The sequence below is a fragment of the Pantoea sp. B9002 genome, from assembly GCF_013385945.1.
Taxonomy (GTDB): Bacteria; Pseudomonadota; Gammaproteobacteria; order Enterobacterales; family Enterobacteriaceae; genus Pantoea.
In genome coordinates this window covers 12,426-29,350 of sequence record NZ_JACAPA010000010.1, presented here as the reverse complement: position 1 = coordinate 29,350, position 16,925 = coordinate 12,426, and the positions used below count along the sequence as shown (strand labels likewise).

General features: G+C 49.1%; 9 protein-coding genes and 1 other RNA gene. 6 read left to right on the top strand and 4 right to left on the bottom strand.

Annotation, left to right across the window (positions count from 1 at the left end; all coding sequences use genetic code 11):
* The first annotated feature begins 98 nt into the window (after positions 1-98).
* From nadK to bamE, 3 genes are all read left to right on the top strand, one after another.
* Positions 99-977, top strand: a complete 879-nt coding sequence (nadK, locus tag HX773_RS07295) for an NAD(+) kinase (protein WP_061718023.1) — start codon at positions 99-101, stop codon at positions 975-977.
* 85 nt (positions 978-1,062) lie between these two features.
* Entirely contained in the window at positions 1,063-2,724 is a 1,662-nt protein-coding gene (gene recN / locus HX773_RS07290) for a DNA repair protein RecN (RefSeq protein WP_176971023.1), read from the top strand.
* Positions 2,725-2,911: 187 nt separating this feature from the next.
* Positions 2,912-3,259, top strand: coding sequence for an outer membrane protein assembly factor BamE (gene bamE / locus HX773_RS07285; protein ID WP_176971022.1), 348 nt, complete (start codon positions 2,912-2,914; stop codon positions 3,257-3,259).
* Between the two features lie 54 nt (positions 3,260-3,313).
* On the opposite strand, the gene HX773_RS07280 is transcribed toward bamE, so the two are convergent.
* Positions 3,314-3,604: an RnfH family protein gene (locus HX773_RS07280; RefSeq protein ID WP_137386307.1), complete on the bottom strand. Its 291-nt coding sequence runs from the start codon at positions 3,602-3,604 to the stop codon at positions 3,314-3,316.
* Positions 3,597-4,031: a type II toxin-antitoxin system RatA family toxin gene (locus tag HX773_RS07275; protein ID WP_008101549.1), complete on the bottom strand. Its 435-nt coding sequence runs from the start codon at positions 4,029-4,031 to the stop codon at positions 3,597-3,599. Before HX773_RS07275 ends, HX773_RS07280 begins: the two co-directional genes overlap by 8 nt.
* A 159-nt stretch (positions 4,032-4,190) precedes the next feature.
* Between HX773_RS07275 and smpB the strand changes: the two genes are divergently transcribed.
* The 3 genes from smpB (at position 4,191) to HX773_RS07260 (ending at position 6,516) form a co-directional block, all read left to right on the top strand.
* On the top strand, positions 4,191-4,673 hold the full coding sequence (gene smpB, locus HX773_RS07270; protein WP_007886141.1) for an SsrA-binding protein SmpB: 483 nt from the start codon (positions 4,191-4,193) through the stop codon (positions 4,671-4,673).
* Positions 4,674-4,717: 44 nt separating this feature from the next.
* Positions 4,718-5,080, top strand: a transfer-messenger RNA (tmRNA) gene (ssrA, locus tag HX773_RS07265).
* A 191-nt stretch (positions 5,081-5,271) separates the two neighbouring features.
* Positions 5,272-6,516: an integrase gene (locus HX773_RS07260; RefSeq protein WP_176971021.1), complete on the top strand. Its 1,245-nt coding sequence runs from the start codon at positions 5,272-5,274 to the stop codon at positions 6,514-6,516.
* Between the two features lie 71 nt (positions 6,517-6,587).
* On the opposite strand, the gene HX773_RS07255 is transcribed toward HX773_RS07260, so the two are convergent.
* Together HX773_RS07255 and HX773_RS07250 are read right to left on the bottom strand one after the other, a co-directional pair.
* Complete coding sequence (locus HX773_RS07255) at positions 6,588-9,248, bottom strand: DEAD/DEAH box helicase (protein ID WP_176971020.1); 2,661 nt, start codon at positions 9,246-9,248, stop codon at positions 6,588-6,590.
* On the bottom strand, positions 9,245-16,753 hold the full coding sequence (locus HX773_RS07250; protein ID WP_176971019.1) for a sacsin N-terminal ATP-binding-like domain-containing protein: 7,509 nt from the start codon (positions 16,751-16,753) through the stop codon (positions 9,245-9,247). Before HX773_RS07250 ends, HX773_RS07255 begins: the two co-directional genes overlap by 4 nt.
* Positions 16,754-16,925: the final 172 nt, after the last annotated feature.

Here is a 16,925-nt window from a genome sequence, read left to right as displayed (position 1 = left end):
CATCTCGCTGGTTGGCTTATTATGGGGATCAGTTTGACGGTTTCAAGTAAACCCATCACATTGCCTGGCCGTTTTGGCTTATAAGGAACTCGCGCTAAATGAACAAACACTTTAACTGCATCGGGATTGTCGGCCATCCGCGCCATCCTACTGCGTTAACCACCCATGAAATGCTCTGGCGCTGGCTAACGGCAAAGGGTTATGAGGTGATTGTCGAGCAGCAGATTGCGCGCGAACTGGATTTGAAAAATGCCCAAACCGGCAGCCTTGCGGATATTGGTCAACGCGCTGATTTAGCTGTGGTGGTTGGTGGCGATGGCAACATGCTTGGGGCTGCCCGCGTGCTGGCGCGCTATGACATCAAAGTGATTGGCATCAACCGTGGCAACCTCGGTTTTCTCACCGATCTCGATCCGGACAACGCACAACAGCAGCTGGACGATGTGCTGCAGGGCGATTACTTCGTCGAAAGCCGCTTCTTGCTGGAGGCGCAGGTGTGCAAAGAAGCGTGCTCGCCGCGCATTGGTAGCGCCATTAATGAAGTGGTGCTGCATCCCGGTAAAGTTGCGCATATGATTGAATTCGAAGTCTATATTGATGAGGTGTTTGCCTTTTCACAGCGCTCCGATGGTTTGATTATCTCCACGCCAACCGGCTCCACCGCCTATTCGCTTTCGGCTGGCGGCCCTATTCTGACGCCTTCACTGGATGCGATTACGCTGGTGCCAATGTTCCCGCACACGCTCTCTGCGCGTCCGCTGGTGATCAACAGCAGCAGCACCATCCGCCTGCGTTTTTCTTCCCTGCGCAGCGATCTCGAGATCAGTTGCGACAGCCAGATTGCCTTGCCGATTCAGGAAGGTGAAGATGTCCTGATCCGCCGCAGCGCCAATCATCTCAATCTTATTCACCCAAAAAATTACAACTATTTCAATACCTTAAGCTCAAAGCTGGGCTGGTCTAAAAAATTGTTCTGAAAATCAGCGCTGACTACTTTACTGTATAAAAAACCAGGATATACTGTATGTAAAACCATATCTGTTTTTACATACAGGTGATTCTATGCTGGCACAACTGACCATCAGTAACTTTGCTATCGTTCGTGAACTGGAGATCGACTTTCATCGTGGTATGACGGCGATCACGGGTGAAACCGGCGCAGGTAAATCCATCGCCATTGATGCGCTGGGCCTGTGTCTGGGCGGCCGCGCTGAAGCAGATATGGTGCGTCAGGGTGCCGGTCGCGCTGATATCTGCGCCCGTTTCCAGCTCAAAGCTTCACCTTCCGCACAACGCTGGCTGGTGGAGAATCAGCTGGATGAAGGCAATGAGTGTCTGCTGCGTCGTGTGATTAGCGCGGATGGTCGTTCGCGTGGCTTTATCAACGGCACGTCGGTGCCGCTGTCACAGTTGCGTGAACTGGGCCAGTTGCTGATTCAGATTCACGGCCAGCATGCTCACCAGTTGCTGCTCAAATCCGATCATCAAAAACATCTGCTGGATGCGTATGCAGCCCACGATGATTTGCTGTCTGAAATGCGCCAGCACTATCAGCGCTGGCATCAGAGTTGCCGCGCGCTGGCGCAGCATCAGCAGCTTTCTCAAGAGCGTGAATCCCGTCGCGAGCTGCTGCAGTATCAGTTGAAAGAACTCAATGAATTCGCCCCGCAGCTGGGCGAATTTGAACAGATTGATGAAGAGTACAAACGCCTGGCGAACAGCGGCCAGTTGCTGTCTACCAGCCAGCAGGCGCTGCAAATTCTCGCCGATGGTGATGACACCAATCTTCAGAGCCTGCTGTATAGCGCCCGCCACATGCTGGGCGAACTGGTGACGCTGGATAATAAAGTCAGCGGCGTATTCAATCTGCTGGAGGAAGCCGCGATTCAGCTCAGTGAAGCCAGCGATGAACTGCGTCATTACTGCGAACGTCTGGATCTCGATCCCAATCGTCTGCATGAGCTGGAGCAACGTCTGTCACGGCAGATTGCATTGGCGCGTAAGCACCATGTCTCACCTGAAACTTTGCCGGTGCTTTATCAGCAGCTGCTGGATGAAGCGGAACTGCTTTCGCAGCAAGAGAGCGATCAGGAAACCTTGCAGTCTGAAGTTGTCGCTCACCACAAAGCCGCGTTAGTGAGTGCTGAAAATCTGCATCAACTGCGTGAGCACTCCGCTCAAGAATTGAGCCATCTGATCACGCAAAGCATGCGCACGCTGGCAATGCCGCACGGACAGTTTGCTATTGTGCTGGAGTTCAATGCCGATCAACTTACTGCAGATGGCGCAACGCGCATTGATTTCCGCGTTACGACGAACCCAGGCCAACCGCTCCAGCCGCTGGGCAAAGTGGCATCTGGGGGTGAGCTGTCGCGTATTGCTCTGGCGATTCAGGTGATTACCGCACAGAAAATGGAAACGCCAGCAATGATCTTCGATGAGGTGGATGTCGGGATCAGCGGCCCAACCGCTGCAGTCGTCGGCCAAATGCTGCGTCAACTGGGCGAGTCAACGCAGGTGATGTGTGTCACGCACCTGCCGCAGGTTGCCGGCTGCGGTCATCAGCACTTCTACGTCAGCAAAGAGACCGATGGCGCGATGACAGAAACGCATATGCAGCCGCTGGATAAACGCGCGCGTCTGCAAGAGTTGGCGCGTTTGCTGGGCGGCAGCGAGGTAACGCGCAACACGCTGGCCAACGCTAAAGAACTTTTAGCCGCCTGATACCGCACTTTTTTCCCGGCTGGTGGTCATATGCTTGCTCTGTAGAGGTTTCAAATAGCGAAAAGGTTTATTATCATCGGCAGTTATGTCGTCTGAGTAATAAAGCCTGCCGCAGGCAGAGTTCAGAATTTGATGGCAAAAAAATAGCCTGCTGAAAGGCGTTTGGCCCCAGAAAAGGAATGTATAGATGCGCTGTAAAACGCTGACTGCCGCGGCAGTAGTAATGTTGATGATGACCGCTGGATGTTCCACTCTTGAGCGCGTTGTGTATCGTCCGGATATCAATCAGGGGAATTACCTGGTCGCCAACGATGTGTCAAAGATTCATAACGGCATGACGCAGCAGCAGGTTGCCTACACGCTCGGTACGCCGATGATGCGCGATCCGTTTGGCAGCAACGTTTGGTATTACGTGTTCCGTCAGGAACCAGGCCATGAAGGTGTGAAACAGCAAACGCTGACGCTGACCTTTGACAGCAACGGAACGTTGACCAACATCGACAATAAGCCGAAGCTCACTGGCAAAGACGGCTAAGTGAACGGTAATAAAAAAGGCGCTTAAGCGCCTTTTTTAGTTTTTACTTTCTGACTATTTCTTCTCAGCTGAACGCTCTGCGCGTTGACGCCGCAACTCTTTCGGGTCGGCAATCAGCGGACGATAGATCTCAATGCGATCACCATCCTGCACAGCATCACCCAATTTTACCGGGCGGCTATAAATACCAACCTTATTCGAGTTCAGGTCAATATCTTTACGCAGTGACAGCAACCCCGAAGCCTTGATCGCTTGCTCAACGGTTGCGCCTTCTTCAAGCGTTACGGCACGCAAATACTGCTTATCAGGCAGTGCGTAAACCACTTCCACGCTGATATCAGGCACGATAAACCTCTTTCGCGCGCTGACTGAACGCCTGCACCATGCTGTTTGCCAACTCTTTAAAGATGCGGCCGAATGCCATTTCTACCAGCATATTGGTGAACTCAAAATCGAGGTTCAACTCAACCTTGCAGGCATCATCCCCTAATGAAGTGAAATGCCAGCCGCCGGTCAATTTACGAAACGGACCATCAACCAACTGCATCAATATGCTTTGGTTGCTAATCAGCGTGTTGCGCGTGGTGAAAGTTTTACTGATGCCGGCTTTCGAGACATCAACGGCCGCGGTCATTTGATCTCCGCTGTTATCCAGCACGCGACTGCCGGTGCAGCCCGGCAGAAACTGAGGATAAGCATCCACGTCATTCACAAGACGGTACATCTGCTCAGCGCTATAAGGGACCAGCGCTGAACGACTAATCTGGGCCATAATGGTTCCTGTTCATCACAAAACCATTGAATAATACCATTTTCAGTCACCAAACAAAAATTCACGGCTTTGCTTGCTGTGCTAAAATGGAGTGTTTTTTACCGCCCTGCCGGACAGGGGATGCGCCCATAAACTGAGTGATGTAGACTACGCCGCACTATGACAAAGAAAAAAGTTAACAAACCCGGTTCAGCCACTATTGCCCTCAATAAACGCGCACGTCATGAATACTTCATTGAAGAAGAGTTCGAGGCGGGTATGTCGTTGCAAGGATGGGAAGTCAAATCACTCCGTGCGGGTAAGGCTAACATCAGCGATAGCTACATACTGCTGCGCGATGGTGAAGCTTACCTGTTCGGCTCTACTTTCCAGCCGCTGGCGGTTGCTTCAACGCATGTGGTGTGTGATCCCACGCGAAGCCGCAAGCTGCTGCTGAAACAACGCGAACTCGATTCACTGTACGGTCGCGTCAACCGCGAAGGTTTTACCGTGGTTGCGCTGTCGATGTACTGGAAGAATGCCTGGGCTAAACTGAAGATCGGTGTGGCACGCGGTAAGAAAGAGCACGACAAGCGTGACGACGTGAAAGAGCGCGAATGGAAGATGGACAAAGCGCGTATTATGAAGAATTCAAAGCGTTAAGCGCTGGATTTTGACGTCACTTGTCTGTAGTATTGAAATTTCTTGGGGCTGATTCTGGACTCGACGGGATTGTGAAGCCTTAGGAGCATGCCGAGGGGCGGTTTGCCTCGTAAAAAGCCGCAAAAAAATAGTCGCAAACGACGAAAACTACGCTTTAGCAGCTTAATAACCTGCTTTGAAGCCCTCTCTCCCTAGCTTCCGCTCTTAAGACGGGGATCAAGAGAGGTCAAACCCAAAAGAGATCGTGTGGATGCCTTGCCTGGGGTTGAAGCACTAAATCTAATCAGGCTAGTTTGTCAGTGGCGTGTCTGTCCGCAGCTGGCCGGCGAATGTAAAGACTGACTAAGCATGTAGTGCCGACGGTGTAGTAATTTCGGACGCGGGTTCAACTCCCGCCAGCTCCACCAAATTCTTGGTTGATGGTTACCAGAGCCATCCAACGAAGTCCTAAAAGCCCGCATGGCGTAAGCCCTGCGGGCTTTTTTGTATCCTCTCTAGTCTGAAGTCACCTAATTAAATCCAATCCTTTTGGGCCCATTGATAGGCCCAATGAAAACTATTATGGTTTTCGTTGGGCCTACAAGAGCGGAGACTGATCATGGCAAGACAAACCAAGCCGTTGACCGATACGGAAATCAAAGCAGCAAAATCTAAAGATGCAGATTATCTTCTGTATGACGGAGATGGCCTGTCACTGCTAATCAAATCGAGCGGCAGTAAACTCTGGCAATTTCGCTACTATCGCCCTTTCACGAAACAACGCACTAAGCAGAGTTTTGGAGCCTACCCTTCGGTCACACTTTCTGAAGCACGCAAGCTGAGAGCAGAATCGCGTGCGTTACTTGCAAAGCAGATCGATCCTCTTGAGCATCAGAAAGAGCAACTCCGGTCTTCACAAGAAGCCAAAACCAACACTTTCAAATTGATTGCCGAACGTTGGTGGAATGTGAAGAAAACTAGCGTAACTGAAAATTATGCTGAAGATATCTGGCGTTCTTTGGAGAGAGACGTTTTTCCTGTTATTGGTGAAATCTGCATTACCGACATCAAAGCCCATACGTTGGTCAAAGCCATACAACCAGTTCAAGCCAGAGGGGCCCTGGAAACGGTCAGGCGCTTATGCCAGCGCATTAATGAAGTGATGGTATACGCTCAAAATACCGGGCTCATTGACGCCGTTCCGAGCGTTAATATCGGTAAAGCCTTTGAAAAGCCTCAAAAGAAGAATATGCCCAGTATTCGTCCAGACCAATTGCCCGAGCTAATGCAGACAATGCGTACAGCAAACATTGGACTTTCAACACGCTGCTTGTTCATGTGGCAATTGCTCACCATAACGCGCCCAGCCGAGGCCTCAGAAGCCCGCTGGGATGAAATCAACCTTGAAGCCAAAGAATGGAAAATCCCTGCTGCAAGAATGAAGATGAACAGGGAGCATATCGTCCCCTTAGCAGATGAGGCTTTAGCCATTCTGGAGATGATGAAGCCTCTGAACGGTGCTAGGGAGTATGTATTCCCAAGTCGTATCAAACCAACTCAATCAATGAACAGCCAAACAGTAAATGCAGCGCTTAAACGTGCCGGATTAGGTGGAGTACTCGTTTCACACGGCCTACGGTCAATTGCCAGCACCGCACTCAATGAACAAGGTTTTTCACCTGATGTCATCGAAGATGCGCTTGCTCATGTGGATAAAAACGAGGTGCGTCGTGCCTATAACCGCAGTGACTACCTGGAGCAACGGCGTCCCATGATACAGTGGTGGGCAGATTTTGTAAGTGCAGCTGATAGCGGAAGTATAATTGAAGGTGGCATTAAAAGATTACGGCTCGTTGGAACTTAATAATTACCACCTTCACTCATATTCTTATCAAAGGTGTGAAGGTGGTAATTTGAACGCGGCTGAAAATAAAATTATTGAGGTAAAAACGTTGCGGCGTGACTCCAGCTAACTTTTTCGTAGGGTAAATTTAACATTGGAATCGTTTTTTCTAATGCCTGTTCAGCAGTTCTGACATCATTTTCAGGGTTGATCTGATAGGCACTTTCTAGTTTTACAACCGTTGTACCTTTAGGCATATTGTCATAAATAAGCGCAAGCTCATGAACTAGCTCATCGTTGATCAGAACCCTTGCCGTATGTTCAAGCCTTACCCCCACCACAGTAAAAGACTGTACAGTACTGTCGCCAGTTATCTGATCGCGTAAAATATAAATAAGCAGTGGAGCAGAAATCCCCCTGGCTACAGCTACGGATGAATTAAACTTCTCAGCCTGAGCTATCGCATTGTTCAAAATGACGTGCCCCACCCCAAGAATGTCTAAAGTCTTGTCCGCCGAGATTCGGTCAAAGGTCATATTGGTATATTTTTTTTTGATGCCAAACTGAGTAATCCAAGTCTTTGGTGTAACAAAACTTAGAACATTGTTTTCGTTTTCCAGTCGATGGCCGTTTAGTTTGAGCATATTTTCCAGGAAGCCGTACATATTCCCCAAATCAAGCTTCGGTACCTCCTGCAAATTCTGATACTCAAATTTATCAACATGTCCCACAAGCCCCTTCACCACACTAACAGCCGATTGCCCTCCAAATGTCCCAGTCTGTGAGTCGAACCAGGTATTCAGTGTCTCAGATTTCTGCGTAAGTCCACCGGTGAAAAGCGAATCAAAGAACCCCTTATCACTCATGCCCAGAATAAGCTGTAAAAGATCTTCTGGTTCTTCCATTGCATCGCCAAGAGAACGCATTACCGTAGTAATTTTGCTGTTTAGCAAGTCCCAAATTCTTGACTCCACAGTATCAGGATTTCGCAATGTGATTACTTCAACGCAATATTTCTGTCCGTAGCGATTAAGACGCCCCACGCGCTGATGAAGACGCATTGGGTTCCAAGGGAGGTCAACATGTATCATTGAATAACAGTTATCTTGCAGGTCTATACCCTCACCGCCTGCTTCGGTACAGACGATGAATCGCACCTCGCCGCTTTTGAACTGCTCGGCGGCATGATAACGATCCATACTCCAGGAGGTTTTCACTCCCTGCTCATTATCAATTCCCTCAAGACGCCCCTCGCCATTTATAAAACTCACGCAACCATGGCCAAATCGGGCATTCAGCGTATTAACTAACAGTCCCTGTGTCGCTTTATACTCGGTAAAAAACACCACTGTTCGGTCTTTGAATGTGGTATTCAGTACATCAAGCAACGTATGGATTTTGGTTTCAGGGCCAACTTCACCTGCAAGAACCTGAAGTTCTTTGAGCATCGGTAATTCGTTCTGCATGAGCTGAACAGAGGCCGACATTTCCACGTATTCACTTTCAAGTGTGATGTAGGCATCGTCCAGTTCCGGAGTCATCGAATCAGTCAGGATGGCATTCATCTGATCACTTAATGTCTGCAATTTCTTCTGATTCTCACCCAATCGGGCAATACGACCATTTATCGCAGCATGAATAGCAGCCACCGAACTAGCTGCTAGTTTTTGCATCGCAGTTAAAACAAGTTGAACGGCCTGCTGATTTGAAGCACTCAATGATGATGCATAAGCCTGACCAGTAAGAATAAAGCGCGTCAACCTGTCATAGAAAACCTGTTCTGATTCTGAGAAATGATATGTTTGGGATGTAACCCTGACTGGCTTAAATAAGCGCTCCCCCTCCATATTCGTGACCGTCTGCTTATTATTTCGAATAATGACGTCACGAACATGATGCTGCTGTGTTTCAAAGGGTTTAGATGCATCAAACAAATCCGGCCGAAGCAATCTAAGTAAGGCAAAGAAACCGTAATTTTTCCCACGGTGAGGTGTTGCTGTGAAGAACAGTCGCGACGTGAATTTTCCATGGTCTATAAGCTTCTGGACGAAACGATATCCCTGAGTAGCCCCAGAGTCTTCAAGCGAGTTAAGGTGATGTGCTTCATCGATAATTAGCAAATCCCAATCATCTGCTTTGAGCATTCGCTCGTGTCTGCCATTAATATCTTTCCGCAGTGTCGGCAATGAAGCGACAACCCAGGGATGCGTATTCCAGTAATCCGAACGCTCGGTATCAATTTCAGCGGAATAGAGGGACAAACGAATATCGAACATCTGCCGTAGACGTTCCTGCCACTGCGGCACTAATGAAGCAGGTGCCAAAACTAATAGCCGCTGCACACGTTTCTTGGCCAGGAGTGGCCAAAGGATCAGCCCTGCCTCCACTGTTTTTCCCAGCCCTACATCATCCGCAATTAGCTTTTGTACCGGCCATTGCCGTAATACTCGGTGACATACCCATAACTGATGAGGCAGCAGGTTGATACGTGAAGTAGAAAATACCCCCCAACTATCATTGATGGAACGGATCGCAAGTGCCTGGCTACGAGCCAACACTTCACGCAGATCGTCATAATTACCTTCAGCTAAAGCATCCTGCGCGCTGCGTACTGGCTCTAGCTCGGAAAGAGGACGCTCTTCAAAACTCGACTCGAAACGAATGAGTGCGGTGTTTTCTCGCAGGAGTTCTATCGTCCCCAGCCCAAAGCGTTCATGTCGTACCTGCTGGCCCTGTTGAAATATCATTTTCATACGTAATCCAAGGGATCCTGTCCAAATATCTCAATACGAAGTGAGCGTTTCCCGTCGCTGGTTAAAATGCGCAGCGGTATGTCGAAACAATGATTAAAGGTCGCATTTTCCTCTCCTAGGTGTTCGCGGAAGAACTTCCACAGCAAAAGAGAGTCACTGGCAAACGATTGACTGACATCGATTTCTTCATACTCCAGCGCCAGTAATAGACGTCTGACGCGCTCCGGTGCAGAGAAACAATATCGATGAATGCTGGGGTCGGTGAATATGTTGTTACGCACCAACTCACGGAATATGAAGTTCACCCCGGTTCCCAGAGTTGCACGTAACTCTGGGACTACAGTACTCACGCCCGTTCCCGAAAGATTGATACTGGATGCCGGTCGCAGTAAATCCCCAATATCCTCAAGGAACGCTTCAGACATATCCAGCAGTTCGCGATAGGAGTCTAAATGTTTGGAAAAACGATACAACGGCAGTATTTGCAGCCAGATTCGATACGTATCGCTGTACAAAGAATCTTCCAGGTATTCATCCATCACGTCCAGCCACTGCTGTGCAGCATCAGGATTGATAAACGTTTCCCACCAGCCTTTTTCCTGAAAATGCTCAATAGCGGCACGGTGTTGCTCTTCCTTAGTACGACCAATGGTCTGGCACGAACCAAGATAAAGAAGTTTCAATAATGCCAGGCGCGAACGCTGTTCATCAGAGGCATCTCTTAAAGCCTCCCAGTCAAACCAACCTTCAGGGTAGAGCCGGGTATTGTATTTCGCCAACTCTTCCTGCTGGTTCTCTTCCCACCAGCGATAGATTTTTTGTACCGCCTCACCAGGAGTCAGCAGCGGTTCATACTCATCCGGCGTTTCACCAATCTCACGCTCCAATGCCCTTGTTCTGTCACTGCTAGTCAGTAACCGTCCCTGGAGAAGAGAGGCAATGTCACTATTGCTCCAGTTCCAGTCTAACGGGAATGCACCAGGACGCAGCTTAAGCTCAAGCAACCAAACTGGCGGAATCTCTTCCATCAGCATAACCGCCAGTTTTTCGCCTTCAGTACCTTCAATCAGAAAACGACAAAATGCCTGCCGCTTTTGATTATCAGCCGCCAGGTCTTTGCGATTTGCCCATTTGAGTAAATCGTCAAAAACATACCCCTGACTTCTGCGTTTGCAATAAACAATAAATTCACAGGCCTGCGCAGAATATGACGATGAGATAATGGCATCAGCTGGAGCAAACCCCGAAACCAAACGTTCATTCTTTTCGGCACAAGGATTGTTACCAAGAAGAATTTGGCTAATCGGACGCGTGGAACCTGCCTGTGTTTGCACATACAGGTTCGTCAGTTGTTTTCTGAAAGCCTCAATTTTATCCTGCCAACCTGTCAGCTCCCCTAGTCGCTTATCGAGTTCTTCGTTAAACACGACAGCCAGCTTTTCAGCATCCCGAGGTGAAAGGTGCTGAATATCAACGCCCTGTTTATCCGGCAACGATGCGCTTAATAACGATTCAAGCGACAACTTGTTATCGACTTTGAGTTTACTGCCCGTCGTATCGGCCACTAGACATTGCGCACTATGTAACGATTGAAAAGCAGGGAGATGGATCAGAGAGCTCGCCAGACGAGAAACCAGTTCATCCGCGCAACGCACTCGGTCACTCCACTTTATAAGCCCGGATGCCTGCTCTTTAAATCCGTTAGGCAGCGCTGGATATGAGCGATAAAAACTCATGATGCCATTTTCGCTTTCGTAAAGTTGCTGCAGCAGCTTTTCGTTTTCCATCGCGGTGGCATCATTACTGATGCCCATCGACATCACATCCCAGACGCTTTCCCAGAACTGACTATGGGTCAATTCTGAACTCAGTTCCCACTCAGCAGCCAGCGCCTCCCAGTTATGTTCGGTTTCACGCCAGAGCAATTCCAGCAGCGAATGAACTTTTGCTCCCGCTTTCTGTATGATGCCCCGGTTACGGTCAGCTTCAATAGCCAACTGGCGCCGACCAATATCAACCTCAAATCCAGCGTTAATCAAAAATCCCTGCCGTGTATCACTCATCAACGGAGACAAGTTCCACAATCGCGGAATATGAGTATCAAAACTTCTCAAGCCCTTACGCGTGATCTGAAAAACAAGATGGCAGCGTTCATCATCAATTTCAGTCTGGTAAACCACCACTCGCACTGGCGACAGCACTCCCTTGCTATTCGGTAGCACAATCTTGCCCGACGACAGGCCAGGTATACGTGTATACAGAACAGGCTCCCAACGCCATTCATTATCATCAATAATAATTTGACGCAGGTTACGCGCATAAAGACTTAGCAACCCGGCATACAGCCTAAAATCTTTTAACACCGTTTCTGCTTGCATATGCTGGCGCAGCGGCAAATGCACGAGAGTGGGTGATAGACTCTCTGTCACAGCACTTTCAGTGAGGTGATTTAACTGTTTATAACTTTCTGCATCACAGGACTCCGGGACAATACCACCCGCTATTTTAGTCGCTAGCCGCCCCGACAATAGATAAGGGTTATCAGACACCAGCAGACAGCTTTTGAAGCCAAGACCGAACTTGCCGGTAACACCCTGCTCTTTATCCGACTGGTAAAGCGCCAGCATTTTTTTCAGATCGTTTTTATAACCATCATGAATGTTCTCAGCTTGCTCATTCTTCACACTCTGGAAGCGGTTAATCTCACGCCCCCAATTGAAGAACGACAATCCGCCGTTTTGCTCTTTCACCATAAATTTCTGATGCACGCGCTCGTGACGGGCGTCACTGTCCAGCGTAAACAACTCTTCTACCGCATCATCAGCATTCTGGAACAGTTCAAAAGGAACGCTTAATGGCTGATACTGCGCATCCTCTATACGTTTTCTGACCGCAGTTAAAATTTCGGCCTGCAGTTCCGGCCGGTCCCGGATGGCATCCGCAATCTCATAAACAATTTCAGTGAGTCTCGAACTGTGGAGCAATTTACCGTCACTCTTTTCAGCAAGAGAATGAAGCTCACTCTCATAAGCTCTCATTAAAACGTTAAGCTGAGAGTTTTTCAGGCCCAATGTTTTCAGGCGCTCCACGATGCTGCTCAGGATAGTGACTCGGGCGATATTCACATCCAGTTGCTCGGCCTGCTCGAAGGATTGCCAGAGCGCGTCCAGTCTTATGCGCTGCAGGTAAATCCCTTCCAGAAGCCAGTTGGTGCTGCGCTTCAGAATTGCTAACAGTTGCTGCGAGGTATACTGCTCAGGGGAAAATCGGCGGATGAAGATCTGCGGTGCTTCACCGGTATAAAAAGCGTAGCCGTGTTGACCCACAAAGATCGTATCGAGATCGGTTGCCAGCGCCACGGTCAGAGGTTCCAGGAACAATGAATGTACCTGCAACGTATTTTCTTCGTAGACCGTCACGGCAAAGGCGTATTTCTCAATACACTGTAAGAGCGATAATCCGTTGAAGTGAGCTTCATGGTTGGCTAAAAGCTTGCTGTCCTGCGAAAGTTCGTCTACAAACAAGGTATAACTTTGCAGCCCTAGGTAACTCTCACACAGCTTACGAACTTTGCGATTCCCTGCCATCAAAGCCAGCAATGCGGCAATGGCCTTGTCTGTGACCCAGCGTTGCCACGGAGTGAAGTATTCCCTTAAGACACTAGCAGAATGATCCACGTCACTCAGATGTCCTTCGGATTCAGCATTGTCTATCGGCAGGTCATTAGCATGCATCCAGCGTTGCAAATACGCCCAATCGTCGTCATGTAAGACAGCGCTGCGTTCTGCTCCCGTTACGCCATAACAGAGATCGGCTGCTAACGCCCAGGTATCCGCAGCCGTTCTGAGCTGTATCGAACGCAGTACGCTGGCAGGATCTGAGTGGGTGTGACACAGGGAGCTCAACAGCGCTTTACGCAATTCACCGCTCTGGGTTGGATTCATGTTGTCGACGAGACGTCGGTAGCTTGCAACTATCTTGTCCGTTACCTGATGCGCAAAACTCAGCGCATTCATGGCTTCATTTCCCTCAAGCGACCCTGCGCCTTTGAGGCACTCAATTAAAAGCCGCCAGCCGTCAAAGTTATCAAACGCGTAAGACCTGTCACTGGCCTGAAGAATAATCGTATCAGTGAGACGTAAGCTGTTGCCGATAGCATAAAGCGGAAGTGTACCTGCCACAGTGAGCGCTTTGTAAAACGCAGCCTTACCTCGCACGACCAATGGACTCAGCGCACGGTTCGCATCATCTGGTAGAACAATATCCTCAAGCAGAGCGATGAGCGGCGTCGCTTCTGTCAGCTTCGCTATCTCCGGATAGTCTGCCGCACTGATATCCAGAATATTTTCTGGTGCTATAGCCACATCACGGTGCAAAAGCCATTTTTGGCTGCGCAGGCTGTTGAATACTCTCTCGGAAGACAAGTCATTCATCGGCTGCATTAACAATTGCAGGATAAAATTGCAGTATTGTTCCGGGTTCGGCTCGGATAAAGCCAGCATGACCGCATGTTCAGCGTTCACTATTGGCAGATATTTGCACTGCTGCTCCTGCACTTCCGGCTGACTGGCGGATTGGATGAACGTCACGTTGTCATTCAATTCCGTGGGCAGTTCAATGCGCCCCCCACGCAAGAAACAACGCTCATCAAGGGATATATACCCGTCTTTACCTTCCCTACGATGAAGTGCCATCTGCCGCCACATTGTTTCGCCCATAGAGCGACCAATATGCATCAGAACTTCTTCCGCATCTTCTGCAGATAAGTCATCAAACTCCAGATATTTAAGGCTTTCTTTGAAGCGGTGGATCACATGATCCGGCGTAACACTATCAAGCCTGAGCTCCTTCTCGAATCCGGGAGTCAGTCCAAGATTCTGCTCTATTTCTGGCGAAATAATAGTCCACTTAACCTGCTCCGAATCGGCATCAGAAAGAATTTTTGCCCATACGGGATGCGCTTTACCCGCCTTCCACAATTCAGCTTCACCAGTATCATCCGAATTACCGTGCATCAGATAGCGATAGGCAAGCCGCTCTCTGGAGCCAAATTTATCCCCATCGGCAGCCATTTTGTTGAGCAGGTCAATGCGTTTTGCCGGAAAATCCAGGCGAGGATGAAGCTCAAGCAAATGGACCACGCCTGCGCTATCACACTCCTGTGCTTCAGAATATTCAGAACCACCAAAAAGGGTCTGGTTAGTTTTATTAGCGATCAGTACGATTTCTTTTTCAAACAGTGCCTGCTGCAACAATGCACTTAAACCCATACCAAAGTTGGCGCTCCCGCCAAGTTTGAAGATCCTTCGCTTTTGTTTTAGTTCAAGCAAGTGACGGCGCGTCTCCAGGTAAGGTTTCCCCGTTGGCTGTGAAACCTTAAAGATCTTCAACGTATCAAACCGGCGGTACAATTCCTGTTGATCGGGAACTGAGAGTTTGTCGATAAAATTCTGCACCAGTTTTTCAAAGTCATCGCTGGCAGAAGCCTGCGCCTGCACCGCCTGTAGCAGGCTCCCGACTGTCTCCCAGTTCAAAGAAGCACTGGAGGGCTCTTTAATGTTATCGAGAAAAGCGGGCACCAGCAGCGTATCCATAGCAGTACGCCCAAGCGCTTCCCACAGGGCTTGATCCTGACGATCAATGGCAATCCTGTAACGCCAGGTCGGACGAATGAGCGCCATCAATTCCCCGATCGCCGCCTGGTTACGTGAGAGCTCCACCAGCGGCACGCTAAATAACGTTTTTCTGAGCAATGCAATCAGGTCAGGCACAAAGCTGTCTGATTGAATCGGCAGTTCTTTCAGCAATTGATTGAGATAATTTGTAAGCTTTAAGCTAGTGAATACCATTGCGGGTACGCTATGCAGCAACGCCTGAATCTCCGACAACTGCCACTTACTTTTAAATTCGTTGTAGATATTCTGCTGCGTTTCATCGATAAATCTGTGCGTTACACCCAGGCTTTCCAGAGCGGGCAGCACTTCCCAGGGGCGATGCGCTTCACCTGAAGGTGTGGCAGGCAATAGACGAACGGGAGTGTTCGCATCAACTAAACACCACTGACTTCCATCCCGCGTTAGTTCGCATACCCACAGATGGTACAGCGTTACCCAGTGGAGCCAGGCATTATTGTTGCGTAAAGCTCTACGCACACCATCCGAAATTGCCGCTTTTTCCGCATCCCCGACGTGAATAAGCGACATAAGAGAGGCTAGTGCTTTCGGTAATAGCGGCAACGTTCCCTGAGTAGCAAGACAGCGGTTCCATTCCTGAACCAGTTGTTCCTGGCCAGGAGAATCCGGGGCAATGAATAACGGCGCGGTGCTGGTGAGTGTTGACAACCCTTGAATACCCATTCGCCCGGCATCAATGAAAAAATAGCCATGAAGGATAATTTGGTATGAGTACTGACCAGTAAGAGAGAAAGTTTGTTTCTGCGCATTCTGCGCGGTGTCCTGTTCACCCAAAGGTAAAAACACCGCCCATTCCACAGTCAGTGTCGCCTCACCTTCAGGCACTTTTTCAGCCAACATCACTATTGCGGCATGAGGCAGCGCTTTATCCGCAGTCTTCTTACCTTCTCGTGAATAACTGAATGGCCAGGTACGATGTGATTTCAGGGCAGAAAACTCAGGCGTATTGAGCAAAACTTCATGCCCGACGTAGAATTTTTGTTGAGGACTCTGCGAACCAACACGCTGAACGGTGATGTGGCCTTGCCAGTCCCCGGCCCCGTCAAGCCGGGTAAATAGCGGGCGAGTTGCCTTTTCAGGCAGAGAGATATGGATCTGACGCTGATACCCTTGACCGGTGTTCACGACCAGCTCAATGTCCTGCAGGGTTTTCATCAGCGGTAAAAGGCTGGCGAGTTTATCACCTAATCCAGGGTCCACAATGAAGTCAGGCACCTCATAACCATAGTCTTCGCCGACAATAATATAATTATCGTCATCCTGACGGGCCTGATAGATGCTCTCTGAACGCAGCGGAACCCAGACTACAAAATAATCATCACGCTCATTTTGTGTTATCGCTCGGACCTCATCCTCAAGACGTATTTTATCCTGCTTACTCACCTCTGCCCAATTAGGCCTGTAGCTGTCCCAAGGGTTAAAAACATCAGACTTAGCCGAAGCTGTATGCCAGTCAAAAGCCTGATAAAAGAACACTTCCCCGAGATGGAACAGGCTTTTCATTCCAAGCCCAAATTTCCCCACCGCATTGTTGTCGCCTGGTTTTGTTCCGATACCAATCGAAAGGATCCCTTCTACATCCTCTTTACTCAGCGGTGCGTTGTTAATAAAGAACAATGCTGGGTCGGCAAGCAAAGGATGTTCTGCCCCACTAATTCCAGGGCTCCAGCCGAGGATTAATGACGATGCTTTCGCATCGTCAGCGTTTTGCACAATTTCTTTGAGAACAGGAAAGCCGTTTTTATAACGGTCTTTTAAGTTGGCGGCGATAATTGCAATGTCATTGAGCGGTGTGGAATGGGCCTTGGCCATTATTAACCTCTGTGTGTAAATCACGCTCCGAAGTAGGGGCGTTAAACACAGTCAGCCTATTTTCCTTACGAGCTGGCTGTCACTAGCAATGTGCTAGTCGATTAACCGATGGGCGCGCCTGTCCCTTGCGCGTCTCGATAAAATTCATTAAATAGGTGTTAAAAGGCCATAT